Annotated in this window: 26 protein-coding genes; 14 read left to right on the top strand and 12 right to left on the bottom strand. The window is 65.9% G+C overall.

Annotation, left to right across the window (positions count from 1 at the left end; translation table 11 throughout):
* Positions 1-315: 315 nt before the first annotated feature.
* From NV1_RS09815 to NV1_RS09800, 4 genes are all read left to right on the top strand, one after another.
* On the top strand, positions 316-1,197 hold the full coding sequence (locus NV1_RS09815) for a MerR family transcriptional regulator (protein WP_067888901.1): 882 nt from the start codon (positions 316-318) through the stop codon (positions 1,195-1,197).
* Between the two features lie 608 nt (positions 1,198-1,805).
* The gene (locus tag NV1_RS09810) at positions 1,806-1,991 is read left to right on the top strand and encodes a hypothetical protein (protein WP_067888175.1); all 186 of its coding nucleotides are present in this window, start codon (positions 1,806-1,808) and stop codon (positions 1,989-1,991) included.
* Between the two features lie 7 nt (positions 1,992-1,998).
* The gene (locus tag NV1_RS09805) at positions 1,999-4,929 is read left to right on the top strand and encodes a CHAT domain-containing protein (RefSeq protein ID WP_169813309.1); all 2,931 of its coding nucleotides are present in this window, start codon (positions 1,999-2,001) and stop codon (positions 4,927-4,929) included.
* A gap of 7 nt (positions 4,930-4,936) precedes the next feature.
* Positions 4,937-5,611, top strand: a complete 675-nt coding sequence (locus NV1_RS09800; RefSeq protein WP_067888169.1) for an immunoglobulin domain-containing protein — start codon at positions 4,937-4,939, stop codon at positions 5,609-5,611.
* Between the two features lie 149 nt (positions 5,612-5,760).
* On the opposite strand, the gene NV1_RS09795 is transcribed toward NV1_RS09800, so the two are convergent.
* Positions 5,761-6,567, bottom strand: a complete 807-nt coding sequence (locus NV1_RS09795; protein WP_067888166.1) for a nucleotidyltransferase domain-containing protein — start codon at positions 6,565-6,567, stop codon at positions 5,761-5,763.
* Between the two features lie 476 nt (positions 6,568-7,043).
* Here NV1_RS09795 and NV1_RS09790 point away from each other — a divergent pair, with 476 nt between their 5' ends.
* Positions 7,044-7,538 (top strand): DUF2690 domain-containing protein, encoded by a 495-nt coding sequence (locus NV1_RS09790; protein WP_067888163.1) that lies wholly within the window; start codon positions 7,044-7,046, stop codon positions 7,536-7,538.
* Between the two features lie 652 nt (positions 7,539-8,190).
* Here the strand turns inward: NV1_RS09790 and NV1_RS09785 are convergent.
* The 3 genes from NV1_RS09785 to NV1_RS09775 all read right to left on the bottom strand — a co-directional run bounded on the left by NV1_RS09785 (position 8,191) and on the right by NV1_RS09775 (position 10,606).
* On the bottom strand, positions 8,191-8,622 hold the full coding sequence (locus tag NV1_RS09785) for a hypothetical protein (RefSeq protein ID WP_157116736.1): 432 nt from the start codon (positions 8,620-8,622) through the stop codon (positions 8,191-8,193).
* Positions 8,623-8,770: 148 nt separating this feature from the next.
* Positions 8,771-9,892: an alpha/beta fold hydrolase gene (locus NV1_RS09780; RefSeq protein ID WP_067888898.1), complete on the bottom strand. Its 1,122-nt coding sequence runs from the start codon at positions 9,890-9,892 to the stop codon at positions 8,771-8,773.
* Between the two features lie 285 nt (positions 9,893-10,177).
* Complete coding sequence (locus NV1_RS09775; protein WP_067888157.1) at positions 10,178-10,606, bottom strand: MarR family winged helix-turn-helix transcriptional regulator; 429 nt, start codon at positions 10,604-10,606, stop codon at positions 10,178-10,180.
* A gap of 87 nt (positions 10,607-10,693) precedes the next feature.
* Here NV1_RS09775 and NV1_RS09770 point away from each other — a divergent pair, with 87 nt between their 5' ends.
* Complete coding sequence (locus NV1_RS09770; protein ID WP_067888154.1) at positions 10,694-11,335, top strand: MBL fold metallo-hydrolase; 642 nt, start codon at positions 10,694-10,696, stop codon at positions 11,333-11,335.
* Positions 11,336-11,570: 235 nt separating this feature from the next.
* Positions 11,571-12,212 (top strand): TIGR03085 family metal-binding protein, encoded by a 642-nt coding sequence (locus NV1_RS09765; RefSeq protein ID WP_067888895.1) that lies wholly within the window; start codon positions 11,571-11,573, stop codon positions 12,210-12,212.
* Positions 12,213-12,412: 200 nt separating this feature from the next.
* Here the strand turns inward: NV1_RS09765 and NV1_RS09760 are convergent, their stop codons facing one another.
* From NV1_RS09760 to NV1_RS09750, 3 genes are all read right to left on the bottom strand, one after another.
* Complete coding sequence (locus tag NV1_RS09760; RefSeq protein WP_084525219.1) at positions 12,413-12,871, bottom strand: MarR family winged helix-turn-helix transcriptional regulator; 459 nt, start codon at positions 12,869-12,871, stop codon at positions 12,413-12,415.
* On the bottom strand, positions 12,858-13,613 hold the full coding sequence (locus tag NV1_RS09755; RefSeq protein ID WP_067888151.1) for an alpha/beta fold hydrolase: 756 nt from the start codon (positions 13,611-13,613) through the stop codon (positions 12,858-12,860). Before NV1_RS09755 ends, NV1_RS09760 begins: the two co-directional genes overlap by 14 nt.
* Positions 13,614-13,817: 204 nt before the next feature.
* Positions 13,818-14,540 (bottom strand): carboxymuconolactone decarboxylase family protein, encoded by a 723-nt coding sequence (locus NV1_RS09750; RefSeq protein ID WP_067888889.1) that lies wholly within the window; start codon positions 14,538-14,540, stop codon positions 13,818-13,820.
* A 91-nt stretch (positions 14,541-14,631) separates the two neighbouring features.
* Between NV1_RS09750 and NV1_RS09745 the strand changes: the two genes are divergently transcribed.
* Positions 14,632-15,255: a TetR/AcrR family transcriptional regulator gene (locus tag NV1_RS09745; RefSeq protein WP_157116734.1), complete on the top strand. Its 624-nt coding sequence runs from the start codon at positions 14,632-14,634 to the stop codon at positions 15,253-15,255.
* A gap of 162 nt (positions 15,256-15,417) precedes the next feature.
* Here the strand turns inward: NV1_RS09745 and NV1_RS09740 are convergent, their stop codons facing one another.
* Positions 15,418-15,816 (bottom strand): PPOX class F420-dependent oxidoreductase, encoded by a 399-nt coding sequence (locus NV1_RS09740; RefSeq protein WP_067888146.1) that lies wholly within the window; start codon positions 15,814-15,816, stop codon positions 15,418-15,420.
* A gap of 91 nt (positions 15,817-15,907) precedes the next feature.
* A complete protein-coding gene (locus tag NV1_RS09735; protein ID WP_067888143.1) occupies positions 15,908-16,384 on the bottom strand; it encodes a DUF1772 domain-containing protein in 477 nt (158 codons plus the stop codon).
* Between the two features lie 218 nt (positions 16,385-16,602).
* Here NV1_RS09735 and NV1_RS09730 point away from each other — a divergent pair, with 218 nt between their 5' ends.
* Complete coding sequence (locus NV1_RS09730) at positions 16,603-17,517, top strand: TIGR03564 family F420-dependent LLM class oxidoreductase (RefSeq protein ID WP_067888141.1); 915 nt, start codon at positions 16,603-16,605, stop codon at positions 17,515-17,517.
* Positions 17,518-17,694: 177 nt separating this feature from the next.
* On the opposite strand, the gene NV1_RS43380 is transcribed toward NV1_RS09730, so the two are convergent.
* Together NV1_RS43380 and NV1_RS09720 are read right to left on the bottom strand one after the other, a co-directional pair.
* Positions 17,695-17,910 carry a hypothetical protein gene (locus tag NV1_RS43380; RefSeq protein WP_157116732.1) on the bottom strand — a complete coding sequence of 72 codons (216 nt, stop codon included), beginning with the start codon at positions 17,908-17,910 and terminating at the stop codon, positions 17,695-17,697.
* Positions 17,911-18,373: 463 nt separating this feature from the next.
* Positions 18,374-18,718, bottom strand: a complete 345-nt coding sequence (locus tag NV1_RS09720) for a hypothetical protein (RefSeq protein ID WP_067888137.1) — start codon at positions 18,716-18,718, stop codon at positions 18,374-18,376.
* Between the two features lie 336 nt (positions 18,719-19,054).
* On the opposite strand from NV1_RS09720, the gene NV1_RS09715 reads away from it, so the two are divergent.
* Both NV1_RS09715 and NV1_RS09710 read left to right on the top strand, forming a co-directional pair.
* Positions 19,055-19,927 carry a helix-turn-helix domain-containing protein gene (locus tag NV1_RS09715; RefSeq protein WP_157116730.1) on the top strand — a complete coding sequence of 291 codons (873 nt, stop codon included), beginning with the start codon at positions 19,055-19,057 and terminating at the stop codon, positions 19,925-19,927.
* Positions 19,924-20,127 (top strand): DUF397 domain-containing protein, encoded by a 204-nt coding sequence (locus tag NV1_RS09710; RefSeq protein ID WP_067888132.1) that lies wholly within the window; start codon positions 19,924-19,926, stop codon positions 20,125-20,127. The genes NV1_RS09715 and NV1_RS09710 overlap by 4 nt, the downstream gene beginning before the upstream one ends.
* Positions 20,128-20,265: 138 nt before the next feature.
* Here the strand turns inward: NV1_RS09710 and NV1_RS09705 are convergent, their stop codons facing one another.
* Positions 20,266-21,267, bottom strand: a complete 1,002-nt coding sequence (locus tag NV1_RS09705; protein ID WP_067888129.1) for a patatin-like phospholipase family protein — start codon at positions 21,265-21,267, stop codon at positions 20,266-20,268.
* Positions 21,268-21,817: 550 nt separating this feature from the next.
* Here NV1_RS09705 and ispG point away from each other — a divergent pair.
* The 3 genes from ispG (at position 21,818) to NV1_RS09690 (ending at position 25,798) form a co-directional block, all read left to right on the top strand.
* Positions 21,818-22,975 carry a flavodoxin-dependent (E)-4-hydroxy-3-methylbut-2-enyl-diphosphate synthase gene (gene ispG, locus NV1_RS09700; protein ID WP_067888126.1) on the top strand — a complete coding sequence of 386 codons (1,158 nt, stop codon included), beginning with the start codon at positions 21,818-21,820 and terminating at the stop codon, positions 22,973-22,975.
* 51 nt (positions 22,976-23,026) lie between these two features.
* Entirely contained in the window at positions 23,027-23,890 is an 864-nt protein-coding gene (locus NV1_RS09695; RefSeq protein WP_245713629.1) for a GNAT family N-acetyltransferase, read from the top strand.
* A gap of 72 nt (positions 23,891-23,962) precedes the next feature.
* Entirely contained in the window at positions 23,963-25,798 is a 1,836-nt protein-coding gene (locus NV1_RS09690) for a penicillin-binding transpeptidase domain-containing protein (protein WP_084525218.1), read from the top strand.
* The last annotated feature ends 37 nt before the right edge of the window (positions 25,799-25,835 follow it).

Genomic DNA, 25,835 nt, shown 5'->3' with positions numbered 1-25,835 from the left:
CCGAATCGGTTATATGCCAGGCATTTTCACGATCGACGTCGGGAAGGTCGCGCGGTCGGCGGCCGCGCGCCACTGTCGATGTATCGCCGAGTCGCCCCGATCGACGCCGCCGAGTCCGTCCATCTGTGAGCGATGTGCGAGCATCAGCGGCCTCCGTTCGATGCACTCGAGTTCGACGACACAGTGATCCTACATCTATCGATGCGCAATCGATGCATAATGGAGGGGTCGCCGCCCGCTTCGTCCCGCGTCGCGCGGGCGCCGCAGCGCTGTGACGTTGCGGCGTCCATGCCCGCGAAAGGCAGAATGATCGCCATGTCCGCTGACTCGCCGCCCGACAACGACGCGACCGGATTCTCGGTGCGCACCGTCGCGGAGCGCATCGGTATCCCCACCGCGACGCTGCGTAGCTGGAATCAGCGCTACGGCATCGGCCCGTCCCAGCATCAGCGCGGGCGCCACCGCCTCTACTCGGAGGCCGATATCGTTCGACTCGAGCGCATGGTCGTGCTCGTACGGAGCGGATCGAGCCCGGCGCGAGCGGCCGAGTCCGTGCGCGGACCGGCGCCGGTCGTCGGTGACCACGCCGCACTCCTCGACGCCGCATTCGCATCCGAGCCCACCGGACTGCAGTCGTTGCTGCTGGCCCATATTCAGGCGTTCGGCGTCGTCGACACCTGGGAGCGGTTGTGCCGCCCGGCATTCGCCGAAATAGTCCAGCGGCAGGGGGCGGGCGAGGGATGCATCGACGTCGAACACCTGCTGTCCTGGTGCATTACGGTCGCACTGCACCGCGCCATCCCGCCGCCGGCCGACGCATCCGCGGCCCCCGTACTGCTCGCCTGCACCAGCGGCGAAGCGCACTCCCTGCCACTCGAGGTACTGCGCGCGGCACTCGCCGAATGCGACGTCCCGGCCCATATGCTCGGCCCCAACGTCCCCACCTCCGCCCTCGGTGACGCCCTCGATCGCAGCGGATCGGGCTCGGCGGCGGTGCTGTGGTCACAGCAGGAATCGACCGCCCTGCTCTCGGCTGTGCGCACATGCGCCGAACGCGGCGCCCGAGTCCTGCTGGCAGGTCCCGGCTGGCAAGACGTACCCGTCCCGGACACCGCGGAAATCGTCGACGACCTCGAGTCCGCGCTTTCGGAATTGCTCGGCACGCACGCGGTCGAGGTGTCCGCCCGCCGCGAGTGATCAGGGGTTCACAAGGCGAAAAGTCCGCACCGGTAATCGGCCTGCCCCGGTGGCGTGCCCGCACCGAAATTCTGGATCGCCCGGTATGCGTGGCAAGGCGTATGCGACCGAGGTCTGCCAGGGGCGGCAATCGGGTCGGCACGGTAGACGACGACGGACTTCGAGCGTCGCGGCGGCCTGAAGACGTAAGTCCGCACCGGTATCGGCCGCGCCGGCATCTGCCCGCGTAGCGGTATGCGCGGTCGCCCGAAGTGCGGCTGGGCAGCAATCGGCCTGCCCCGGTGGCGTGCCCGCACCGAAATTCCGCATCGCCCGGTACGCGTGGCAGGGCGTATGCGACGTCTTCCGAGGTCTGCCAGGGGCGGTAATCAGGTTGGCGCGGTAGCGAAGAAGGACCTGAGCGCGGCGGCGGCTGAGCCGGGCGTTCAGAACACCCGTATCCCTACCCGAGTGCAACGCGAGGCTTGCGGAAGCTCCTTCTGCACAACGAGTCTCACAGATCTCGGCATGCCTGCCCCGCGACTCGGTCGCCGGGCCGGACGATTCCTTCCTGACATTCTCCGCAGTGGATATTCTTGCGGTAGCGGCGTTTTCGATGGGGATGGGCGATGATTGCGGAGATCTCGTATTTCGATGGGTGGTTGCACTGGTGGGACGGCGTCGATGTCGACGAGGACTACCCGGCCGGGTCGAGGATCGAGACGTGGGGCCGGATCGGCAAGATAGCCACGGCGGTGAGCGGATATGTGATCCTGCTGATCACCGGCGCGCGGCTCGACGTCCTCCCGGGCTGAGATGGGGATGCCCGGCCGTGCCGAGTTCGCACGAAAGTTCGCCTTCTACTACCTGATCGGGCTGCTGGCGTGGTGGTTGCCCGTTTCGCTCGCGTCCGGTGTCGCGCGCTGGTGGGCGCCGGCCGTCCTGGTGTCGGTGTTGTCGGCCGGCTGGTTCGTGACAGCGCGGCGGCTGCGGCAACGCGGAGTGTGGCGGATGTCGCCGCTGTTCACCGCAGTCCCAGTGGCGTTCGCGATGTGGGCGGTTCGGGGGGCGTTGGAACAGCTGGCCGGGTCCACGATGGTGATCGTGCTGGTTCTGCTCGGCATCCGGGAGCTGATCGAGATCGGCATCGCCGCGGCGGTCATAGGATCGTTCGCGGGGTCCGGTGCGCCCCTTCTGAATTGGTATGCGGTGCCTGTGCTGGCCGGGACCTGTTTGGGGGCGACGACCGTGCTCGCGCTGGAGTCGGCCTTGCAGGCAACCGCTCGCGATGCCGCACGGCGCGGACGGGTGCGCCTCGCCCGAGTGATGGCCTTGCTTTCGGTGCCGTTGTCGCTACTGCAACCGGGTGCCGAACGCTCGGAGGTGGTCTCGTTCGTCGGTGTGACGTACTCGATGACGGGGGAGCCCGCGCGGGCCGTGTGGTGGGATCGGTGGGCCGCGCGCATCTGCCGCAGGCGCAAAGGGATCGTCGAATATATTGCGGTACTGCATAATCTGGCCCAGAATCTGCATCGGGCCGGTCGGCATGCCGAGGCTCTGAGTGCGATCGCGCAGGGTGAACAGGCAATAGCACGCCTGCGACAGACCATTGCGCGGGTCGAACGGATTGCCCGGCACGGGACGCGGGACTTGCGCACGCGGATTTTCGGGTCCGGCGGTTCGAAGCTGGCGCTCGTGACGTGGCGCGCCGAGTACGAATTGGTGCAGCTGGGCGCGATAGCGGGCAGCGCGCGGCGCGATCTGGGAGATGTCGGTGGCGCTCTGGCGGACATCGATGCAGCACTGGCCCGTCTCGAAGGTGACAGTGGGCTGATCGCACGTTGTCGATCGCTGTTGTCGACCGCAGTGACACGCGACGGCAGCACACCCGAGGAACTGGCCCTGATCAGGACGTTCAGCAAGAGGGTCAGCGAGACGTATGCCGACTGCCTCTCCTTCCGCGCCAGCGTCGTGGGGATGGTCCTGCACGACAACGAACAGGCACTGGAGTTGATCGACCGAGCCCTGGACATCGCTGTCGATACCCGGGACACCATGCGAGAGTGCGTCTTCAGCCGCAATCGCGCGACGTTCCTGTTCTCGCTGCGCCGCTACAGCGAAAGTCTGGAATGGCTGCATCGGATACTCCGATTGACCGATGTCGCACAGTTCGAGGACAAGGATTGGACCAGTTCGCCGGCACACCACCGGGTTATGGCGTTGAGTGGAATAGCCAATGCCCACCGCGTGCAGGGCAGAACGGACGAAGCCGAGGAGTGGTACCGCGAGGCATTGGTCCTGGCGTCGGCGCCAGGAGCCCCGGTGTCGGTGGGGTTGGGTGCCCGCCTGGGCATGAGTTGGGTGAAACTTGGCCAGGCCCAGGTCGCCGAAGCGCGTCGGTATGTGCTCGATGCGGTTGCCGACGCCGAGCGGCTCGGGGCCGAAGGATTTCTTCGATTCGCCTATCTGAGCGCGGGTAGGGCGCACGAACAGCACGACCCGGACACGGCACACGAGTACTACCGCAAGGCCATCGAGCAGATCGAGAACAGCCGCTCGAGCCTCGCCGACGAAGCCGAGCGTCTGCAGTTCCTCGGCGGCGAACCCCGCGTCGAGGCATACGAGAGAATGGTGGCCACCTGTGTCACGCTCGGTCGCCCGGCGGAAGCGTTCGATTGGAGCGAACGCGCCAAGGCACGCGCACTGGCCGAGCGTCTCGGTGCCGCCGCCGAGGGCGGCGCGAAACCGCTGTCCTACACCGAATCCCAAACGCTGCTCGACCAATCGACGCTGTTCGTGCAGTACTTCACCACCGCCGACCGCGTGGTGATACTCGGTGTCCGGTCCGACTGGGCCGAGCCCCGGGCGGTTTCGGTTGCGATCGAACGAGATTCGCTACGACGCTTCGTGCTGACCAACTTCGGCAGTGCCGGTCGTGTACGCGACCTCGTGCACAGTGGGCTCGAAGAACTCTGGCACGGTTATGATTCGATCATCGCCCCTATCGCCACCTGGGCCCGGCGCGACGAGCTGGTCGTTCTGGCACCACACGGACTCCTGCACTATCTGCCCCTGCACGCGTTGCGGCTCGACGGCCGGTATCTGATCGAACGAAATCCGGTCGCATACACCTCGAGCGCATCGGTTCTGCGTGCCTGCCGCGCGACCGTCCGCCCGGACAGCCTGCGGCGCGTAGCGGTATTCGGCGATCCGGGCCGGAATCTCCCACACGCCAGAACCGAATCTCAGAGCGTGGCCGAATTCTTCACCACCGAACCGCTACTGGGCGAGGCCGTTACGCGCCGAGCCTTCACGGCCGCCCTCATCGATGCCGATGTCGTGCACTACGCCGGGCATGCCACATTCGACGCCGACGATCCGATGGCGTCCGGGCTGCGGCTGGCAGACGGCTTGCTCACCGCTCGCGACGTCGCCGCGTTGTCCGGGCTGCGGCTATGGCTGGCCACACTCAGCGGATGCGAGACCGGTGTGAGCAGACACCATCCAGGCGACGACCTGATGGGGCTCGTGCGTGGTTTTCTGTACGCGGGTGCGCCGAGCGTGGTGGCCGGCCTCTGGCGGGTGGCCGATGATTCCACTGCCGAAATCATGACGAGGTTCTACACCTACCTACCCACCTCGACCAAGGCCGAAGCACTCCGCCGGGCCGTGGTCGAGGTAGCGGAGCACACCGATCGATGGAACTCACTCCATCGATGGGCGCCCTTCATCCTCATTGGCGATTGGGAATAGGAATACGATGCACACCTTCGCAGACGTGGAACTCGATCTCGACGAGGAAGGGCTCGCCGACGAACGCGGACCCGAAACCGCCACCGACATCATCGGCGATCGCGATATTCGACTACTGCTGCGGCGCAATCGGATTGCGCTCGCGAAGAACACGGCCGTGCCCGTCGAAAGCGACGACGGAATACTCGGCTACGACGTGACACTGATGTGCGCGGTGCACTCCGATCCGCGCTGCCGATTCCAGTGGTCGCGACTCACAGTCGACCTCACGCCCACACCGACCGCCCGCATATCGGACATGGTCCCCCGGGAAGTCGTCGACGAACGGCCCGTGGAATTGACCACCACCGTCGGACTGGGAATGAAATTCACCGTCGCATCCAACGCACTGGGAGCCGACCTCTCACCGCAATACTCCCAGAAACGCACCGTCTACTACCCGCAAATCGTCTCGTCGGGAACCGGTTTCACCCGCGGCTACTGGGACTTCCTCACGTTGGACAACCGATACCTCCATGCGGACCGCGAGCTTCGCCTGCTTGTCACCAGCCCGCCCGACGAACCCTTGAACGTACGATTTCAGCTACGCGCCAAAGTAAAACTCGCCGGCGTCGCAGGAGTCATCCCCTTGCTTGCGCGTACCGGCGCCATCGATGAAACCTACCGACTGGACAAGGAATGAACCCGCCTCCGCTACTGTGACCCAGGCCGCGGCGTCGATCGCCTGGAGCGACTTCGTCATCGGGATGCATTCGCCCGCTCATGCCATCCCTTGTCGCAGCGGGATACGTTGGCGCGCTTGGTAACCGTGTGCATGCGGCTGGGTTCCGGTCAGGGGCGAGGTGTCTTCGGTCCGTGCACTGCGAGGTATTCGGCGGCAAGCCACGGCCCGAGCTCGTCGACCAGCATGCCGAGCGCGGCCGGATCGGCGGTGGGCGTCCGGGCGATGGCGGCCGCTGTATGCATCTGGTCGGCTCGGTCGGGGTAGTAGTCGCCGAATACCTCCGCCGATCGGATCAGGTCACTGGTCCAGCCGCCCCACCGGGGCATCACCAGCGTCAGTCCCGTGCGAACGATTCGACGGGCTACCTTGCGGGACAAGCGGATTCGCGACAGGTCGCGGAACGCGTTCGCGCGTTGCGACCGCCACCGCGGCAGTTGCAGCATCAGGTCTCCGTTGGTCTCCCGGGCCAGTAGCGCACTCGGCCGGTAGCGCGGCAGGCCAGCGGCCAGATCGTCACCGAGCAACGGCGTGCACAAGCAGGCGACGAACCAACCCAGGTCGTAGCGCTCGAGCTCGCTCGACAACTTCGCCGCACTCGCGATTTCGATACCGACACCACGGATCTCACAGCATTCGCTATCCAGTTCGGCGGCAATGATGTCCGCGTCCGACCGGTCCGAAGCGACCGGTTCACGGCGCAGGGCGAGCAGGACGTCGAGATCGGACGTCCCGGGTATCGCGGTACCGCGCGGGACGCTGCCGTACAGGTAGGCGCTGTGCAGCCGGTCCGGGCCGAAGACGCGGGCCAGGGCGGTGCGCAACCGATCGACGACAGCGGTGAACTCGGGCTGGATCCGATCCATCGAACCCTCCCGGCAGATGAAACCGGCATCGTCCACACCTTCGATCGCCATCCTCGAACTATGCATCCCGCAGATGTGCCGCGGCCACCGAATTCTCGCGCGGATCGGGCTCGGCCCACGCTCTTGCCGCTTGGCATGCGTTGAGCAGACAGAAGATACCGACCAGAATTGTAGGTGTGCCCCCGTGTCGACGTTATGCCGACATTCGAGTGTGTTTGCGCGCGAGGTCGTGTCGATTGGCCGCGTGCGCACAGTCGTCGAAATCATTTATATGGACATAGTTTTCGACGATTGAGCTGGTCCGGGAGCAACACCGGTGCGGCGATGTCGATACGTCTGCGTCCCGATCACGCCTCACCACGGCTACTCGCGAAATTCCGCAGCCGCCCAGGCATTTTCGCTACGATGGTCGAAGCATCCCGATAGCTTATCGATCGATCTCCCACAGGTTCGTGGCGCCAAACTTCCGCCGACCAGCTCGGCCGCTGCGTACTGCTCGAGCTCTGAATCGGCATCACACACGAAAGATGGCGGGGAACACTGTGATTCGACACTGGAAATGGGTGGTGCTCGTACTGGCCCTGCTGATCGTCACCATCACCCTCACCGCCTTGACCACGCGATGGATTGTCCGCAATGATTCGCAGCCTGCGCGGGCGATAATCGCTACGGGGGGCGATCCTTTGGGTACCGACTGCTTGAAAGATGTCGTCACCGCGAACAGCGCCCGCTCTGCGGGCGGCGCCTTCGAACTGAAGATCCTCTACTCGGCGGCGTGCGACGCCGCGTGGGCGAAGGTGACTCGTACGGATAACGCCGGGTTCGGAAATCGGATCACGGTCACGATCTTCCAGTTCTCGGATCCGCAGGGGCCCACCCGACAGTTCGCCGACGAGTACAACGTCGATTCGGCTTACACCATGGTCATCGTCCGACACGATCCGACCGACCGTTTGTGCGCAACCGGATCGGTGAGCAACGGTCCGACCGAGGTCAAGGTCGATCCAGCGATCTGCATGTAGTAGCCGGAGCCGTTGGCGGCGCGGTGATCGGTTCGGGACGACTGAAGATCCGGATTGCGTGCTGTCCGCGAAACGACGGACAGACAGGTCGGGGTCGTGAGATCTACCGTTGCTGATCAGGCTTTTTCGTCTGGGCCACGAGTCGCAGGTCGAATTCGAAAGATGGGAATAAGCACGATGTTTCGAAGAACAGTCTCCGCCGCCGTCGCATCGGCCCTGATCGCTGTGGCAATGTCCAGCCCAGCGGTAGCTCGAGCCGACCAAGGCGGTGACGGCGACCCTCGCGGTTGCGCAGGCGCGTATGTGGTCGCGTCGAGGCCGCTCACAGGTGATCGTGGGCCCACCAGAGGCAAAGTCATCGGCTATCTCGAGCTTCGTTGGTCCTCGCCGTGTCATGCCAACTGGGCCCGGGTCGTCTTGTTCGGCGGAATGTACTCCTCCGTCGTCACTTTGGAACAAGAGATCACCGTCGAAGGCCGAACGGCAAGGGCAGGTGATTACCAGATCAAGACTGGAAAAAATGGGACATCCGCGTGGACTCCTTACGTCCGGCTGAATAACCCCAAGAGCACCGCGTGCGTATCGGCATGGGCGTCATCCGACTTCGACTCGCTGAACTTTCACACCGTAGGGGCGCATTTTTGCGTATAGATCAGTCGCACAGCTCGTCCTGCGATGTCGATCGGTGGCCGTCGACCACCACGCCCCCCACCGCGCACACAGATCCGCGACTGCCGCGTTCGATCATGCCGGTCCGCGTGTAGCGGGTGTCCGACTTTCGCACCACCTGAGCTTGTGGTCCGGCCCGGTCGTACCCCATCGGATAGATGCTGGCTTCGATCTGGTCGGGCTGCTGATCGAATGGGCCGAGCCACTCGATATCGGCCCACGCGGTCCTGCAACGCGTTGACCCGATGATTCGCAACAGGAATTTCGGATTGTCCTCCGTGGCACGCAAAACTTGTCCGTCTTTGCAGTTGCGATCGGCGAAATCCGCTCCGATCAGGGTGGTGTCGAATCCACCCGGGGCCGAACCCCGATCGACGACCCAGCAAGCACCGAGAATCAGCAAGCTGAATACCACAACCCCACTGAACAGCACCGCAGCCCAGCGTGCCCGGTGCGACGCGGACTCCGATGGCGGTACCGGCGGCGTCCGGACACCCGCAGGCGAGTCGATCCCCGACTTGTGTGTACGCGGCGCGGCGGCCTGGTCGGCTTCGCCGTCGCGCCTACGCGGTGTGTGAGGCGTTGCCCTCCGGTGCTAGGGGCCAGTGCTCATCGATGACGCCGAGTGCGCGTATCCCGGCGGGAATGTCGGAGAAGAAGTATTCGAGACTGCTCGTCAGCGCTTGGCGCCCGGCCAGCTCGAAAGTGGCACAATGCTGGACGAGCGCAGTGAACTGCAACTTCGGGTTGGTGCCACCGAAACCTTGCCGCTGCTGAATATTGCGGGGCATCGATCTCACGAACTGCTCGCGAGTAGCCGGATCGTCGAGATCTTCGATCTCCGCCAGCGCTGTCGTGATCGCCTTCACCGCGTCTTCGCTGAGTGGAAATCCCGACAGCGGCGGTGCCTGCTGCGATTGCAGACCACGGTCGATCCGCTCTTCCAACTTCGCCACACTGGCCGCCGCTGCTACATCGCCGGTCCCAGGCTCGCTTCCTCGAAGCGCGCGAAGCAAACGGGCTTTGACGATCACGTACACTAAATCGTCAACCGAGCGTGGCTCGATTATCGTCGAGTGATCGCCCGGGAGGTCGCCACGATATGGGAAAGCCGCTTTCGCGGATTGCGGAGGTACGATCCGGTCCGACATTCCCGCGAACACTTCGACCGGAATCGGCGCGGTCGTCGCTGTGAACTCTTTTGCGTAGACGACCTGCTGGAGAATGACTGCCTGCGTCTCGATGATCTTCTCGTTGAGCGGGCGCAGTTCGATTTCCTGCGGATTGCGGCTGAACCGCTTACGCAGCGAAAGGAGGTATTCCGAGCCCGAGTTGGGAGTGGCGAACATCAGGACCCGCCGCACTCGTCTCAGGTCCCAACCGCGCCCCGCGCGTAACTCCTGGGCGAGATAGCGTTGCACGATCAGCCCGCCCTGACTGTGTCCGACCAAGACAACCGGTCGGTCGGGTTCGAGCTCCTCGGCGAGCCGGGTGCCGAGATAGCTTGCCACCGTGTCCGGATCGGGAAGCTGCTTTTTCGGGGAGGGTTCGACAGCCTTGCTCGGATACTCCACCTGCATGATCTTCACCTGGCCGGCCAGGTCATCATCGCGTAGCAACAGATCCGCGAGGGGAGTCCACTTGCTGCCGCCGGACAGAATGCCGTGCACCAACACGAGAGTCACCTGGCCAGACACCGTCACCCCCTGATTCCGTGACACGCCTCATGCGAGGCACCCCCAATGCTACTGGGCCACAATATCGATGCGCTGTCCCCGCGTCAGGCGATTTTTCGGTGTGTTGCGAAAGTGCGGATGCATCTGGTCGGCTCGGTCGGGGTAGTAGTGGCCGAATTCTCGCGGGGGAAGCGCTCGACGTCCCCAAGCCGCGCGATCGGCCCTCGCGACATCACACACCTTCTCGCACAGGTGTTTTCGAGGTTGTTCGGCAGTGACTCAGCCGTGACCCGATCACGGGCGGGTTGCGCTCATATGTGTGGTGATGCGGGTCAGCAACGGGACGCAATCCCGCAGCTGCTGCCGCTCGTCGGGGCTGAGCGTGGTGTGGATGGCGCTGTCCAGTGATGTGGCGCGCTGGGTACGTTCGCGCCGCAGGCGGGCACGGCCGGCATCGGTGATGTGCAGCAGGTGCTTGCGGCCGTCATCGGGGTGCGGGTCGGTGCGCACCAGGTCGGCGCGGAGCAGCTCCTTGATGGATTTGGCGGCCGACTGGTGCGTCACGTTGCGCCGGTGCGCCAGTTCGGCGGTGGTGTGCGGGCCATCACGGTCGAGGAAGCCGAGGATGGCCGCTTCTCCGGCCGGCATGGTGTCGGTGACCCGCACCGCGCGGACCAGCTCACCGATCGCGTGCCGCAGATCTTCGGCAAGTGCGTCGTCCATTGCTCCATCCTATCCGAACAAGGCAACCTAACTGTACAACTGTGTTGTACAGTTAGGTTGTATTATTCGGGAACCCCGAGGAGACTCATGCAACTCACCAAGTTCGGTCATGCCTGCGTCCGTGTCGAAACCGACGGCCACCGCCTGGTGGTCGACCCGGGTGGCCTCACCGATGCGCGGGTGTTGGAGGGCGCCGATGCGGTCCTGGTCACCCACGAACATTTCGACCACTTCTCCGAAGCGACGCTTCGCGAAGCCGCACAACAGAATCCGGCCCTGCGGATTTGGACCAACACCGCGGTGGCCCGGAAGCTGGACGGCCTGGGTGCGCGAGTCACCGCCGTCGGTGCGGGTGAGGTGTTCACCGCGGCCGGCTTCGAGGTGAAGGTGTACGGCACCTGGCACGCGCTCATCCATCCCGACGTCCCGCGTGTCGGCAACATCGGGTTCTTGATCGACGGCGCCCTGTTCCATCCCGGCGACGCCCTCACCGTCCCGGACGTCGCTGTCGACACCCTGCTGCTGCCCGTGCACGGGCCCTGGTCCACCACCGGACAGTTGATCGACTATGTGCGGGAAGTGGCCCCGCGCCAGGCTCTCGCCGTCCACGACGGTGCACTCAACGACATCGGCGTCGCGATGGTCACCGGCTTCCTGGGCGACAACGGTCCCGGCATCGGCGCCCCGTACCGCCGGATATCCTCCGGCGCATCCGTCGAAATCGTCTGAAATGGCGCGGCGGGGTGTTCGATGGCCGCTCCTCCGGGCGGCCACCTCCCCATCCACAGGTCTCGGCGACTGTTCCAGCATGTCCCTTTCGAGGGCGTCCGCTATGGCCGCATACCGGTCGTTCGGTGCGCTATAGGCGTCGGGCGATCTTGCGGATCACTCACACATGTCGACGCCCGATTTGTTCGTGTCGACGAACGTAGCTGAGGATGTGGCGCTCGCTACACTTCCGGGCATGGCAGATCCGCTCTTCGACGCCGTCGAGCGAGAACGCATCGCCGACCTGCTCGAGGAACTCGGTCCCGAGGCGCCGACGCTTCTCCAACCGTGGACGACGCGTGACCTTGCCGCACACCTGGTACTCCGCGAGCGCCAGGCTCTGGCCGCGCCCGGGCTGGTCGTACCGGGTGCATGGGGTCGCTTCGCGGAACGGCGACGAAAGGCGCTCGCACACAAGGACTTCCGCACGCTGGTGGCTACCATCCGAAGCGGGCCGCCACCGGGCTTCTTCCGCATCGGATGGGTGCGCCGCGTCCCCAACCTCAACGAGTTCTTCGTTCACCACGAGGACGTGCGCCGGGCCAACGGCCTCGGTCCCCGCACGAACTCGCCGGCCATGGACGCCGCGCTCTGGTACAACGTCGGCCGCGCACCATGGCTGCTCGCCCGACGTCTGCACGGCCCCGGACTCGAACTCGAGTGGGCCGGCACAGCCGAGACCGTCAGAGCTCGGCGGGGAGAACCCACGGTGCGTGTCGCGGGCCTCCCGGGCGAGTTGCTGCTGTATCTCTTCGGCCGCCGAAGCGCCGCGGAGGTGGAACTCAGCGGTCCCGCCGAGGCGGTCGAGACCGTGCGGCGTGCACGCTTCGGCATGTAGACAGGAAAGGCGCCGTCGCTGTTCCGGGCCCGGCCATCGTCGACGACACCGATCGGTCGCGCGGTCGTCCTCGTGGTCGACATCAGTGCCGACGGGGCGTGAACGGCAGCCGGCAACGTTCCAGTTCCGGCGACTGCGCGCGCCTGCCGGTGAGCGGTAGGCGCGCGCCGCCTACGAGTTGGAAGAGGCGGAACGGGGTGTCACCCGTCGTCGAGGCGCCGGGCCAGTGCTTGGCCGGAGGGCAACTGGTCGACGAAGCTGTGCACGAAGCTCAGCAGGGCGTCGGTGTCGTGACCTTCGGCGACGGCGTCGATCATGGCGTAGAGGTTTTGCTCGACCTCGGCGATCGCGGTAGCGACTCGGTTGCCCTCGGGGGTGAGGCTGATTTCCACGTGGCGGCGGTCCTCGGCGGCGGTGCGGCGATCGACCAGGCCGAGCGCGACCAGGCGGTCGACGAGCCTGCTCGGGCTGTTGCCGCTCTCACAGACCAGTAACTGTCCGATTCCGTTGAGCGACAAGGGGCCTCGTTGTTGCAGCAGGCGCAGCACCTCGGCTTGCGACGGCGTGACGCCGAGCGGTTTGAGTGCTTGGGCGAGCAGCCTGTTGCCTTCGCGTTGGGCGGCCAGGATCGCGAAGCGCAGATGTTCAGCGCGCCGCATCGCCCACCGTCGCGTCGGGGACTGTTTCGGTCAGGAAGTTCTGCACCACGCCAGCGTAGGTGGCCGGGTGGGAGAACCGGAACATGTGACCGGTGCGCGGCAACACCACCTCGCGGGAATCGGGGATGCCCTCCCGCATGATCGTGGCGGCTTCTTCGCCGATGAGCTCGTCGTGCTCGGGGGTGATGATCAGGGTGGGCACCTGCACGCGAGGCAGGGCGGCGACGTAGTCGGCGTTCAGCGCAGCGACGACCCGCGCACCGAACGAAGCGGCAGGGGTGCTGTCCAGGAACAACTTCCGGCTCCGCGCCTCGCTCCAGGGGATCTGACCTTCGCCGTCGAAGGGCGAGGCCAGCCGGTGTGCGTGGGTGCGCAACACCATCTGCCGGTACAGCGGTCCGCGCAGCTTGCCCATGGTGCGCATCAGCACCTTCCACGGCGCCGATGAGACCGGGTTGGCGGCGAACCCACCCGACATCACCAGGGCTCGCAGACCCGCGGGCTGTCGCACGGCCAGCGCGAGGGCGATGTTCGCGCCGAAGGAATCGCCGACGAGCACGTAGTCGTCCAGGTCGGCTACGGCGGCGGCGACATGGTCGGCGTATTCCTCCATGTCGGAGACGCCTTCGGGCAGGCGCAGGGTGCGTACCGGCAGGTCGCCGTAAGGGGCCAGCTGGTCGGCGCTCCAGGGGGCACCGGAGAAGCAGGGAACGAAAACCAGGGTGGGGTGTGTGTTGGTCATGATCGATACATTACACGACATATATGTCGTGTAACTTGTTATCTGGATCACAGTTGTTCGATCGACCGACCGGCCCGAGATCATCTCGCGCCGGCGGCGTCCCCTGGAACGTCTGTAACTGCCGATTACGTTGTGTGCCGGGCTATTCGGTCTGTTGCGGGATCAGGCCGCGGGGCGGCCGGTGAATGCCGTCGCGGCGCGGCGTCAGCCGAGGTCCCATCCCGCCTCGGCGGCGTGGGCATGAAATGCCTGCCATGCCTGCCAGGCTCGCGTGGCGCCGAATTGGGCGTTGAAGCGCAACACGTCCCGAACGTCGTTCACGGTCGCGCCGCCGCCGAGAGCTCGTTGCGCGTGGATGCGGAAGGTGTCGCCCAGGGTTTGGTAGTGGATATCGATACTCATTGTGGCGAAGGCTCTTTCGCGAACCGTGAGGGTGTCCGGACCGGAAGGGGTGCGCATCCGGGACTGGAGATCGAAGTAGTCCAGGAAGTGCGGATCCAGCTCGGCCAGGGTGGTGCGCACCGGGTCCGGCAGCGGCGACAGTGGGGCGTCGGGTCCGGTGGTCAGCAGTTCGCCGGGTAGTTCCGCGACGTCCGGGCGCGGCAGGCCCAGAGCTGTTTCCAGCTCGGCGAGGCGATCGAATGCGGCCAGCGCCGTGTGATAGCCGCTGTCGTAGGAGATCAGGCGCAGCAGAGCGCGCACGTCCGCCGTGCTCACGCCGATGCGCAGTCCGGCGCGGAGGTGAAGTTCGAAGGGGAGCCCGAGGGTCTGGGCGCAAACGTCGGCGGTCAGGCGCAGGAGCGCCTTCTCCCGGTCGGTCAGGCCGGATATCCCGTTGACGTGCCGAGCGGTGGCCGCGTCCATCTGCGCGAACATCGCGTCCAGTGCGGTGACCTCGGTCCCGGGGGAGGGAGTGACTGCGGTCATGGCGACCATTCCTATCTTTATGAACAGATGTTGCGCTACAGCTGTAGCGCTATAAATGTAGCGCTATGGCTGTCCGGTTACAATGCCTGTTATGGACGAGATCTCGGCCCCGCGCCGCCGCCCGAACGCTCGCGGCCGCGGCGAGATGCTCCGGGAGGAGATCGTCGGGACCGCGATGCGGATGCTCGACGAACTCGCCGACGATGAGGCGCTGTCGCTGCGCGCTGTGGCCCGCACCATCGGGATCGCCGCCACCTCGGTGTATCTGCACTTCCCCGACCGGGATTCGCTGGTGCTCGCGGTGGCTCAGCGCTGCCATGAGGAACTGGTGGGCGTCGGCGACATGGCGGATGCCGGTGCGCCGGATCCCGGCCGCGGCCTGCGCGCGCGAATGCTGGCCCAGGTCGCCTGGGCCGAGCAGCATCCCGGTCTGTACAAGGTCCTGCACGAGAGTTCGGTGCACCGCAGGCTCGGCATGCCCTTCAAGGAGGTGATGGTCCAGCGCACCGTCGACGCCGTGCGGCGCTGCATGGACGCGAACCTCGCCCCTGCCGACGACCCGACCACGGTCGCCATCGACCTGCGCACCGCCGTGAACGGCATGCTCGCCCAACGCATCAACGAACCCGATATGCCCTGGCCCCCCGCCGCTGAACAACTCGACCGATTCCTGACCAAACTCGTCGGTCTCGGCCATCCGGGAACGCCTGGATAGCCGGCCTTCGTACTTCCGGATGATCCGGCGTGCCCTCCCCTCCGAGTCACCGCTCTCATGCGCCGGTCCAAGAGTTGAATCCGCGAGGAGCCGGTAGTCGTTCCCGGCTGTTTTCCTCTCGATCGGTGACGGCCTTTCGCGGGGATCGCCCGCGATGCCCGGCTACTCGGCGCCGCGACTGGTGAAGTCGAAGGATCCGCCGTCGATGCCCCAGGAGATGACCCGTTCGGGGTGAATCCGGATGACCGCGCGTTCCTGGGGTGGGAACGGCGGCTCTTGGTCAGCGAGCGCCTCGGCCGTGCCCCGTACCTCGATGCCGCGAATCACATAGGGCTCCAAGGAAACCTGTTGATCGACGACGAACGACACCCGGCTGCCCGCCTCGACATTGCGGTACTTGCGACTGGCACGCATGCGCATGCCTCCGATGTCGATCGTGCCGTCCGCGTTGACTCGATAGCTGGTCGGGTTGTTCTGCACAACGCCGTCGGGCGACACGGTCGCCAGCCGGCCGATCCCCGCCTCCGCCAGGAACTTCTGTTCATTGATGGTGAAGGTCATGTCGGTTACTCCTCGGTGATTTCGAAATCATGTGTGCCCCCGGCGATGAGCCGGAAGTTGTCGGGTGCGCGGCCTGCCCCGCGCTCCGGGATCAGAACAGGATCAGCGTGGCGCACAGTCCGGCGACGGCGATGAACTGCAGGGCGACCCGGTACTTCAGAATGCTGTCCCACTTGTCCTGCAGCGCACGGGCATTGGCCGGAATGATGCCGCTCTGCGCGGCGGCGGTCTGCTGGGTGTTGATCGGCTTGGCGATGCGGACGTAGCAGGCGAGCCAGGTCAGCAGTGCCGCCACCGTTATCCCCGCCGCGATGGCGGCGCCGATCTGCCCGGCCAACAGCGCGATCAGCAGCGTGAGCACGGCGGTGACCACACCGCCCGCGCCGAAGACCGGCATGCGCCTGTCGCCGTAATAGTGACCCCATCCGGCGCTGATGGTCACGGTCGCGTCATCGAGTTTGCGGTATACGGACCGCATGATCACGGCCCCGCAGACATCGGTGCCATAGATGACGGCATTGGCGAGAACGGCGACGGTGGCAATGATCTGGCCGGTGACAACGAGCATTTCGGCTCCCTTTTCTATGATCTAGCGGCGCTAGAAACTGGAGCAACGATAACATCGGCCCGCTACTTTGTCTAGCTTTGCTAGTTTTCAGAGCGTTGCCGTAGAATCGCGAGGCCGGGCTGTATCCGGGCAGGCTGCGGATGCCGGTACCGGGTCCCCGAGCGAAGACTGTCCCGCCGCGGCGGAATAGGTACGCGGAGAACAATGTTGGTCCGGCCATGACACTCGGAGTCGCACTGGCCCATACGCCTGTCGTCAACTATGTCGAGGAGATCGTGCAACAGGCGCGAGCTGTGGCGGAGCGCGGCGTGGGCTCGGTGTGGTTCGGGCAGCGGATGGATTACGACTCACCGATGCTGGCCGCGATAGTGGGCCGCGAGGTTCCGGAACTACAGGTCGGCACCTCGGCGATTCCAGTGATCGGACGCCATCCACTGCTGGTCTCCGCGCAAGCCCAGACCGCGCAAGCCGCGACGAACGGCCGCTACCATCTGGGTCTGGCCCTCGGATCAGCGCTTGCCGCAAGCGCTTTCGGTGCCGAGTTCGATCGGCCGATCGCCCGGTTGCGCGAATTCCTCACCGGGCTACGGGAACTCTTCGACACCGAGGCCGCCGACTTCCACGGCGAACTGTTCACCGTCACACCGCCCTTGCCGACCGCCGTCATCGGGGCACGGCCACGGGTTCCGGTGCTGGTGGCCGCAATGGGCCCACAGGCTTTGCGAGTCAGTGGCGAACTCGCCGACGGCATCCTGCCGTACCTGGCGGGACCGAAGACACTCGGGGAGCACATCGTCCCCGCCGTGACCAAGTCCGCCGGGGCCGCCCCGCGCATCGTCGCTTTCGTGCCGGGCGTGGTGACCTCGGACATCGCGGGCACGCGCGCCAAGGCCGTGCACCAACTGGCGTTCTACGAACAGGTACCGTCCTACCGCAGGGTGATCGAGCTCGAAGGCGCGACACGGGCCGCCGACTTGGCCGTTATCGGCGATGAAGACACTGTTGCCGCCGAAATCCAGCGCTACTTCGACGCGGGCGCCACCGAGGTGGTACTCACCTCGACCGACCTGGCAGGCACAGACGACCAGCGCCGGACCTGGAAGCTGCTCGGCGAACTCTCCACCCGCCAGTAGGAGCCGTTCGTCTCACTTGCGAACCGTCCACTCACGCCGCGTTCGGATATGCCGGGAGTTCGGCGTTTTGCGCAGGCCGAACCTCTGTCGGGCTGGTGTGGGTCGAGCCGCGCGGTTGCTCAGGGGTGCTGAACCGATGTGGTTCGCCTCGGTGTCGTTGGCCGAAGTGGCGGACGGCTATGTGTCGAGCCAGTTTTCGATGTCTTCGAGGGTGTCCGCGGTGTAGAGGGGAGTGTTGTCGGTGCGGTCGAGCAGTTGCCATTGGTAGGGGGTCGGGTTGTCGCGGACGAGGCGGTAGCCCAGGGTGGCGGCGCGGGCGGTGAGGGCTATCGCATCGAGCCAAAACGGCACGAATGTCGTTGGAGTACTATGAATTTCGTCTTTTTCGGTCATGGCTGGCGGGGGCGGCTGGAGTCGGGGGTGATGCATCCGGCGGCTACCAGGGCGGCGAAGGCGGCGCGTTTGCGGGCGCAGGTGTGGTCACGGTGGAGTTGCATGTCGCGGTGGGCGTCGGTCAGGGTGAACGGCTGAGAGGGAGGGCTACAGGGTGAGAGCGTGGGGCATCCCGGCCGAGCCGCTGGCATGACCTGGCCGGTTGCTCCCACCGGGGGCCGGGGCGGGCGGCGGCGTTGTGAGGTCGAGGTGCAGGCTGATGAGTTGGGGCAGTGGCAGTTCGGGAAGGCTCGGCAGCTCGAGGGTGCGGGCTTACCGAGTGGTCGCGAGTGGCGGGCCTGCGAGGGCCGGCGGCGGTTCGGGTGGGCAGTCGGCCACACGCAGCCGACGGCGAGTACGGCTACCGCGGACCCGGCGATGACGGTGACGATGCTGGACAGTTCATCCCACGCGGACATCGGGTTCATGGGGCATCGCCCTGTCCGCGCAGTTCCCGGGCGAGCCGGTCGAGACCGTCGAGGATCTTCTGAAATGTTTGCGGCTCAGTGATATTCGGTGCACGCGTCACGGTCGCCTCGACGGGCAAGGCGAGGCCGCGGCGATACGCTCGCTCGTGCGGACCGGTGAGTGGTGGGACGACGCGGCCGTGGTGGACGAGCGTCGCATGGGCGACCCACTTCCAGGCGCACCTGTCGATCCGGCAGTCCAGGTGGCGCTGCATCTGGTCGTGCGCGAGGCCGAGTTCGGCGCGTTCACACACTGTCGACGGGATGACAATGGTTTCGCCGGTTCTGGTGTAGTACAGCATGTTTCGTTTCCTCTGGTCGGTTGTCAGTTTGGAACGTCACGCGATTGGTGCAGGTGCTTTTGGGAAACTGCAATTCGGAAAATGTCGTGTGAAAGAGTTCGTTTTGGAAAAGTGTTGTGGCATTGATGAAATGGACAACCGACCGATGAGAACCGGTGGTCACGAACGCCTCCCAGTAAATCACCGAACGGGTACGGTGGGAGGCCACCGTTGGATTTCGCCCGGAGACGAAATCACTCCATCTGGTTTGGAACGATCGAGACATTCCACTTGAAATGGAACGAGTCCGAACGTCATACAGAACGGTGGTCCCGCAAACGGAAGGTAGGTGTTTCAGTGTCTGACGAACCGCACAACAGTTCTCTGCCGCGCCGCGAGCTCGGTCGCCGTCTGCGTGAGTTCCGAGAGGGGCGCAAGATGACCCGGACCAACGCCGCCCGGCGGTGCGAGATGGGTGCACAGACGTTGTGGCGGTTGGAAACCGGACGCAGTAGCACTATCAAGCGCGTGACCGTCAATCTGCTGTGTGACCTGTACGAGGTCGCCGACGAGGACCGGGAGGTTCTGCTCTGGCTCGCGGCCGAGTCGCGGAAGGACGGGTGGTGGCAGTCGTTCGCAGGTGGATTCTCGCCGTGGGTAGAGCTGTATATCGGCCTCGAGGCAGCGGCTCATAGCTACTCGACCTGGCAATCAGCGATTCTGCCGGGATTGCTCCAGGTTCCTGAGTATCGGCAATCACTGTGGGGGTTGCAAGGGCGGCCCGTGGACCTCGACAGCGAACTCGGGCTACTCGCGAAACGGCAGGAACGGCTTGGTGATCCGAACTTCAAATTGAAAGCCCTCCTGAAAGAATCGGTACTCCATCAGAATGTGGGCAGCAAGAAGATTATGGTCGAACAGATGTGCCGCCTTCTCGAGATCGGCCAGCTTCCGAATGTTTCAATCCGGGCTGTTGCCGTCGGGGCTCCTGTGCATCTGGGTTTGTATAGCAAAGACTTTGTCCTCCTTGATTTTCCGGAACATCTGAATCCAGCTCTCACGGAGTCGCCGATCGTCTATTTCGAAAGCATTGCCGGTGCGCTCTACCTGGATAAACCTGCTGAGATCGAGATGTATCGGGCCGCTTGGACCGACATCGAGCGAGTAGCCTTGAGCGAGAACGACACCCGCAGTCTCATCGAGGCGAGGCAGAAGGAGTACGGATCATGACCATTGATCTATCGGGTGCGCGGTGGTTCAAGAGTAGCCGGAGCGTGAGCGGCGGAGAATGCGTCGAAGTCGCCCATCTGAACGAGGGCATGGTCGGCGTCCGCGACTCGAAAAATCCGTCCGGCCCGGCGTTGATCTTCGGTTCACTCGAGTGGGATGCGTTCACCGATCGGCTCTCGGAGGGTGGGTTCGATCGGTAGGCAACGCGAGAGCCCCGACTATCCCCGGGGCGTCCCGGGCGAGCCGATCGGCCGGGAGCCCGCCCGCTCCGGGCGGCGTCATCGGCGGCAACCACGCCGAGAATGACCGCCGCCCGAGCGCGACCCGATCGGCAGGCGTCAGCGCCAGAATCCGGTGAGCTGCTCGGCAAGGGCTCTGCCTTGGTCGTAACCAGCTCGAGCCGCGGGCTGACGCGTCGACAGATCCATCATGTCGACACCGAACGCGTTGAGCGAGGCGTCGTCCGGGAAGATCGTCTCGACCCTGCTGCCGCCCGCGCGCAGTTCGTCGACCTGCGCGGCAAGCTGCATGCCCCACTCCAGCGGATGCCGCGATCGACCGCCGAAGGGCGACAGCACCAGCACCCGTGCGTATCCGGCTGCCAGATCGGCATTCTCGTTGCGTCGGTAGCCGCCGTCGATGTATCGGCTGTCGCCGATGCTGTAGGGAGGGACACCGAAGCCGTTGGAAGTGCTGGCGGCGACCGCGTCCACCAGGTCGACTCCGCTGTGGCGGTCGAACACGACCGGCTCGCCGGTACGGGCGTCGACCGCCGTGATGAGCATCGCTCGTTCCGGCCAGTGCACGCCGGGCAGTCGTGCCGCGACCGTGGCGCGCCACCGCGTTGCCCCGGAGCCGTCCGACGCCGCGTCCGTGTCGAGCGCCGCCGCACCCATCCTGCGGCGCATGTCGGCCGCATCCTCGGCGGCGGCGATGATCCGGTTCGTCACCTCCATGTGGTTCGCCGCTGGGCCGATGGGACCCCGTCCACCGCCGGGACCGACCGGACCAGGCCGCTGGCCAGGTGCGGCGGAGAGGATGGCGGCGAGCAGGTCGGCCGGGGAGGTGCTGGTGATCTGGGCCGCGGCCGTCGCTCCAGCCGACGTTCCGATGGTCAGATCAGCCTCGGTCACATCCAGTCCGCCATCCAACAGACCGGCGATGACGCCGATCTCCCACGCGTTGCCGGCCGATCCACCACCGTGGAGGACCAACGCGCGCTCACCCGTGGCGCGCAACCGCCCGGTCGCGTCGACCTGCGGCTGATCCTGGGCTGATCCCGGCCGGTCGGAGGCCGTCGTCGAGGTGAAGGGCGGAGTTGAAGAAGGTGTTGTGTTCACGGGAGTCGCCTTTCGCGAATTGCCTGACGGCGCTCCCGGCGGGACTACTTCAGCCGCGCGATCGTGGACTGCGGGGGAGCACCCACTGCGGATACTGCGTTCATGGGGCTCACCTCCTGCTGATAGATCACGATCGCCGCGACGCTAGCACGGTGGTGACGCGGTGTGCAATCGGCATCATGCCGGTAGCCATGTCGTTGTCGGACGCGCCGTCGACCGGCGCGCCCTCATCTGTGATGAACCGGATTGCGTTGGTATACGGCAGTTCTCACGCGGGGACGACCGAGCAGGGCCGACGCCGAGTCCGGCGCTGTGTGATCGGTCACACCTGCCACGCGGTCCGAGCCGGTCACGGGGGTCGTCCAGGTGTGAAACCTGTTGCACCCAACCAGCCGTCGTAGTGCGCCGAATATCTTGTGTACGGCTCAATACCTGCCGCAGGCCGGTCCGGCCTGCCCTGCATCGAGGCTCACACAGCGCCCGCCAATTCGGCAGCACTAGACTCGGCAACAGATCCGGTGGAGCAGATATGGAAAGTAGGCAGCCGAACGTGACCAGTGCCATCGCATTGGGTATGCCCGCCGCACCAGCGGCGGTCCTCGCACCGCGACGCAAAACGCGCCAGCTGATGGTCGGCACTGTGGGGGTGGGTAGCGACCACCCCATCTCGGTGCAGTCCATGACCACCACCAAAACCCACGACGTCAACGCCACCCTGCAGCAGATCGCGCAGCTCACAGCCTCGGGCTGCGATATCGTGCGCGTGGCGTGCCCCCGGCAGGAGGATGCCGACGCGCTGGCCACCATCGCCGGCAAATCCAAGATCCCGGTGATCGCCGACATCCACTTCCAGCCGCGCTACATCTTCGCCGCCATCGACGCGGGATGTGCAGCGGTGCGGGTGAATCCGGGCAACATCAAGGAATTCGACGGCCGCGTCAAGGAGGTCGCCAAGGCGGCCGGCGCGGCGGGCATCCCGATCCGGATCGGCGTCAACGCCGGTTCGCTCGACAAGCGGATGTTGGAGAAGTACGGCAAGGCCACCCCCGAAGCGCTGGTCGAATCGGCGCTGTGGGAGGCGGGCCTGTTCGAGGACCACGGCTTCGGCGATATCAAGATCTCGGTCAAGCACAACGATCCGGTGGTCATGGTCGAGGCGTACCGCCAGCTGGCCGCGCAGAGCGACTATCCGCTGCATCTGGGCGTCACCGAGGCGGGGCCGGCGTTCCAGGGCACCATCAAGTCGGCGGTGGCGTTCGGCGCGCTGTTGAGCGAGGGGATCGGCGACACCATCCGGGTCTCGCTGTCCGCGCCGCCTGCCGAGGAGGTCAAGGTCGGCGACCAGATTCTGCAGTCGATGAATCTGCGTCCGCGCAAACTCGAGATCGTGTCCTGCCCGTCCTGCGGACGCGCGCAGGTCGACGTCTACACCCTCGCCAACGAGGTCACCGCCGGACTGGACGGACTCGAGGTGCCGTTGCGCGTGGCCGTGATGGGTTGTGTCGTCAACGGTCCGGGTGAGGCGCGCGAGGCCGACCTGGGCGTCGCCTCGGGCAACGGCAAGGGGCAGATCTTCGTGAAGGGCCAGGTCATCAAGACCGTCCCGGAACACCAGATCGTGGAAACCCTCATCGAGGAGGCCATGCGCATCGCCGAGGAGATGGGCGAGGGCTCCGGTTCGGGCGAGCCGGTTGTCACCGTCGGGTAATGACCGGCGCAAATCTCCGCACGGTCCGGCCGTTCATGGCAGGCTGTGATCGTGCGGAGCGTGCTGGAACCCACTCGACGGAATCGGTTGTCCGGTGCGCGTCAGCTGACCAATCGCGATTTGTCCCGGGTGTTGCAGGTGCTGGATGCCGATCCGGTCGCGTCCTGCATGGTGGTGGCCCGGCTACAGGAATACGGCATCGAGACCCGCAGCGGGCTCGGTGAGGTCTGGAGCCGGGGCGGTCCGGCGGAGTCGCTGTGCTTCTCCGGCGCGAATCTGATTCCGCTGCGCGGCGGTCCCGACGATCTGAAGGCGTTCGCCGATCGTGCGGCGCGCTGGCCGCGGGTGTGTTCTTCGGTGGTGGGGCGTCAGGAGTTGGCGCTGCCGCTGTGGGAGCTGCTGAGTGGCCGGTGGGGGCCGCCGCGCGAGGTGCGGCCCGAACAGCCGCTGCTGGCCCTGGACGGGCCGTCGGCGGTGCTCGCCGATCCGGCGGTGCGCCGAGTGCGCATCGATGAGATCGATCGATATCTGGTGGCCGCGGTGGCGATGTTCACCGAGGAGATCGGGGTGGATCCGCGCGCCGGGGACGGCGGGCGCGGCTATCGGCGGCGGGTGGCGAGTCTGATCCAGTCCGGCCGGGCCTGGGCGCGTTTCGAGGACGGACAGGTCGTGTACAAGGCCGAGGTGGGTGCGATGTCCCGGCGCACCGGGCAGATTCAGGGTGTGTGGGTGCATCCCGACCGGCGCGGGCAGGGCTTCGGCACCGCGGGCACCGCGACGGTGGCCAATTCGGTGGTGGCGTCCGGGCGCACGGCGAGTCTGTACGTGAACAGCTACAACGAGGTTGCCCGCCGCGCGTATGCGGCCATCGGATTCCGGCAGATCGGCACGTTCGCCACAATTCTGGTGGACTGACCGGCCCGTACTGTCTGTCCGTGCCGTGTGTCGCCCGGTTGGCGGGGCGTTGGCTGGATACCATTTCGCCCGATGGTGAAACTGCGAATTCCGCTGTCACTCCGCAACTGTCGGCAGCTGCGTCGCCGGACAGGCGTGGTGTTGACGGCCGTGGTGGTCGCGGTATCGGCGGACGCGTGTGCGACGGGGCCGAAGGGGCCGCTGGCCGCCGCGGCCGATTTCGTCGCCGACTTCGCCCGGCACGATGTGCAGGCGGCGGCGGGGCTCACCAATCAGCCCGACAAGGCCGCCACGGCATTGGCCTCGGCATGGGACAACTTGGGCGCGCGAACGATGTCGGCGCATACCGGCTCGGCTCGGGTCAGCGGCGATACCGCCACCGTCGACTACACCTACGAATGGCATCTGGCGAAGAACCGCGTCTGGACCTACACCGGGCAATTGCAGATGGGGCGCGTCGATGGTGGCTGGCAGCTGCGGTGGACCGCCTCGGACATCCATCCGCAGCTCGGCGACACCCAGACGATGGCGTTGCGGGAGACGCCCGCGCCGCGTGCCCGCGTCAACGAACGCTCCGGGACCGATGTGCTGATTCCCGGTGTGGTACACCGGATCACGTTCACCCTGGCGCAGGCCACCGATCCGGGGTACAGCACCTGGGCGCTCGCCGCGGCACTGCACCGGTTCGACGACACCATCACCGCGAACGGCATCGCGAACGCCGCGCGCCGAGCCGGTGCCGCGTACACCGTCGCACTGCTGAGCGAGGTGGAGTTCAACCAGGTCAGCGGCGATCTGCTGGGGCTTCCCGGGGTCACCACCGCGAAGGAGTGGGATATGGTGCCCACCGATCGCGGCTTCGCCCCGGATCTGATCGCGCAGGTCCACAAGACCGTCATCGACGAGGTCGACGGTAAGGACGGCTGGGATGTGGTCACCGTCAACGCCAACGGCGTCGATACCGATGTGCTGAAAGAGGTTGCGCCGCAGCCTGTTCCATCATTCGCGCTCAGTCTCGACCGGGCCGTGCAGAATGCCGCGCAGCGGGCCGTGGACGGGCGGCCGGACAAGACCGTGATGGTTGTCGTACAACCCTCCACGGGCGCGATACTCGCCGTGGCGCAGAACGAACCGGCCGATGCGGACGGGCCGATCGCGATGTCGGGGTTGTATCCGCCGGGGTCCACCTTCAAGACGGTGACCGCTGCCGCGGCGATGGCCTCCGGCGCCGCCACGCCCGATACGGTGCTGCCGTGTCCGGGACGAATCGTCATCGGGGAGCGCACGATTCCGAACTACGACGAGTTCGGCCTGGGCGATGTGCCGATGTCGCAGGCGTACGCGCGCTCCTGCAACACCTCCTTCGCGAAACTGGCCAGTGCTCTGCCCGCCGACGCGCTCACCACGACGGCCACGAGATTCGGTGTGGGCCCGGACTATTCGATCACCGGGCTCACCACGGTCTCCGGCTCGGTCCCGCCGACCAACGACCTGACCCAGCGCACCGAGAACGGTATCGGCCAGGGCCGGGTCCTGGTCAGCCCGTTCGGCATGGCCCTGGTCGCCGCGACCGTGGCCCACGGCTCCGCACCGGTGCCGTACCTGCTGTCCGGACATCCGACCAAGGTCTCCGCTCCGCGTCCCGCGCCCGCCCCGACGGTGATCGCCGGGCTCCGGCTGATGATGCGCAAGGTGGTCCTGGAAGGCACCGCCACCCGCATCGCCGACCAGGGCGAGGTGTACGGCAAGACGGGTGAGGCCGAGGTCGAGGGCGGATCCCACTCGTGGTTCATCGGCTATCGCGGCGATATGGCCTGGGCGACCCTGCTCGTCGACGGCGGCAGCTCCGACAACGCCGTCGACGTCACCCGGGACATGCTCGCCGCGCTCCCACCGGGCGAAGCGTGATTTCGTCGGCGAGGCGCGGGGTGAGGTAGCCGCGAGT

Origin of the sequence: Nocardia vaccinii NBRC 15922 (assembly GCF_001613305.1) — a bacterium.
Classification (GTDB): domain Bacteria; phylum Actinomycetota; class Actinomycetes; order Mycobacteriales; family Mycobacteriaceae; genus Nocardia; species Nocardia vaccinii.
This window is presented reverse-complemented; position numbering and strand designations above follow the sequence as displayed.

Coding starts and splice junctions, on each gene's coding strand:
- NV1_RS09815 (WP_067888901.1), top strand. CDS start 316: ATGTCCGCTGACTCGCCGCCCGACAACGACGCGACCGGATTCTCGGTG.
- NV1_RS09810 (WP_067888175.1), top strand. CDS start 1,806: ATGATTGCGGAGATCTCGTATTTCGATGGGTGGTTGCACTGGTGGGAC.
- NV1_RS09805 (WP_169813309.1), top strand. CDS start 1,999: ATGCCCGGCCGTGCCGAGTTCGCACGAAAGTTCGCCTTCTACTACCTG.
- NV1_RS09800 (WP_067888169.1), top strand. CDS start 4,937: ATGCACACCTTCGCAGACGTGGAACTCGATCTCGACGAGGAAGGGCTC.
- NV1_RS09795 (WP_067888166.1), bottom strand. CDS start 6,567: ATGGCGATCGAAGGTGTGGACGATGCCGGTTTCATCTGCCGGGAGGGT.
- NV1_RS09790 (WP_067888163.1), top strand. CDS start 7,044: ATGGCGGGGAACACTGTGATTCGACACTGGAAATGGGTGGTGCTCGTA.
- NV1_RS09775 (WP_067888157.1), bottom strand. CDS start 10,606: ATGGACGACGCACTTGCCGAAGATCTGCGGCACGCGATCGGTGAGCTG.
- NV1_RS09770 (WP_067888154.1), top strand. CDS start 10,694: ATGCAACTCACCAAGTTCGGTCATGCCTGCGTCCGTGTCGAAACCGAC.
- NV1_RS09765 (WP_067888895.1), top strand. CDS start 11,571: ATGGCAGATCCGCTCTTCGACGCCGTCGAGCGAGAACGCATCGCCGAC.
- NV1_RS09760 (WP_084525219.1), bottom strand. CDS start 12,871: ATGCGGCGCGCTGAACATCTGCGCTTCGCGATCCTGGCCGCCCAACGC.
- NV1_RS09755 (WP_067888151.1), bottom strand. CDS start 13,613: ATGACCAACACACACCCCACCCTGGTTTTCGTTCCCTGCTTCTCCGGT.
- NV1_RS09750 (WP_067888889.1), bottom strand. CDS start 14,540: ATGACCGCAGTCACTCCCTCCCCCGGGACCGAGGTCACCGCACTGGAC.
- NV1_RS09745 (WP_157116734.1), top strand. CDS start 14,632: ATGGACGAGATCTCGGCCCCGCGCCGCCGCCCGAACGCTCGCGGCCGC.
- NV1_RS09740 (WP_067888146.1), bottom strand. CDS start 15,816: ATGACCTTCACCATCAATGAACAGAAGTTCCTGGCGGAGGCGGGGATC.
- NV1_RS09735 (WP_067888143.1), bottom strand. CDS start 16,384: ATGCTCGTTGTCACCGGCCAGATCATTGCCACCGTCGCCGTTCTCGCC.
- NV1_RS09730 (WP_067888141.1), top strand. CDS start 16,603: ATGACACTCGGAGTCGCACTGGCCCATACGCCTGTCGTCAACTATGTC.
- NV1_RS43380 (WP_157116732.1), bottom strand. CDS start 17,910: ATGACCGAAAAAGACGAAATTCATAGTACTCCAACGACATTCGTGCCG.
- NV1_RS09720 (WP_067888137.1), bottom strand. CDS start 18,718: ATGCTGTACTACACCAGAACCGGCGAAACCATTGTCATCCCGTCGACA.
- NV1_RS09710 (WP_067888132.1), top strand. CDS start 19,924: ATGACCATTGATCTATCGGGTGCGCGGTGGTTCAAGAGTAGCCGGAGC.
- NV1_RS09690 (WP_084525218.1), top strand. CDS start 23,963: ATGGTGAAACTGCGAATTCCGCTGTCACTCCGCAACTGTCGGCAGCTG.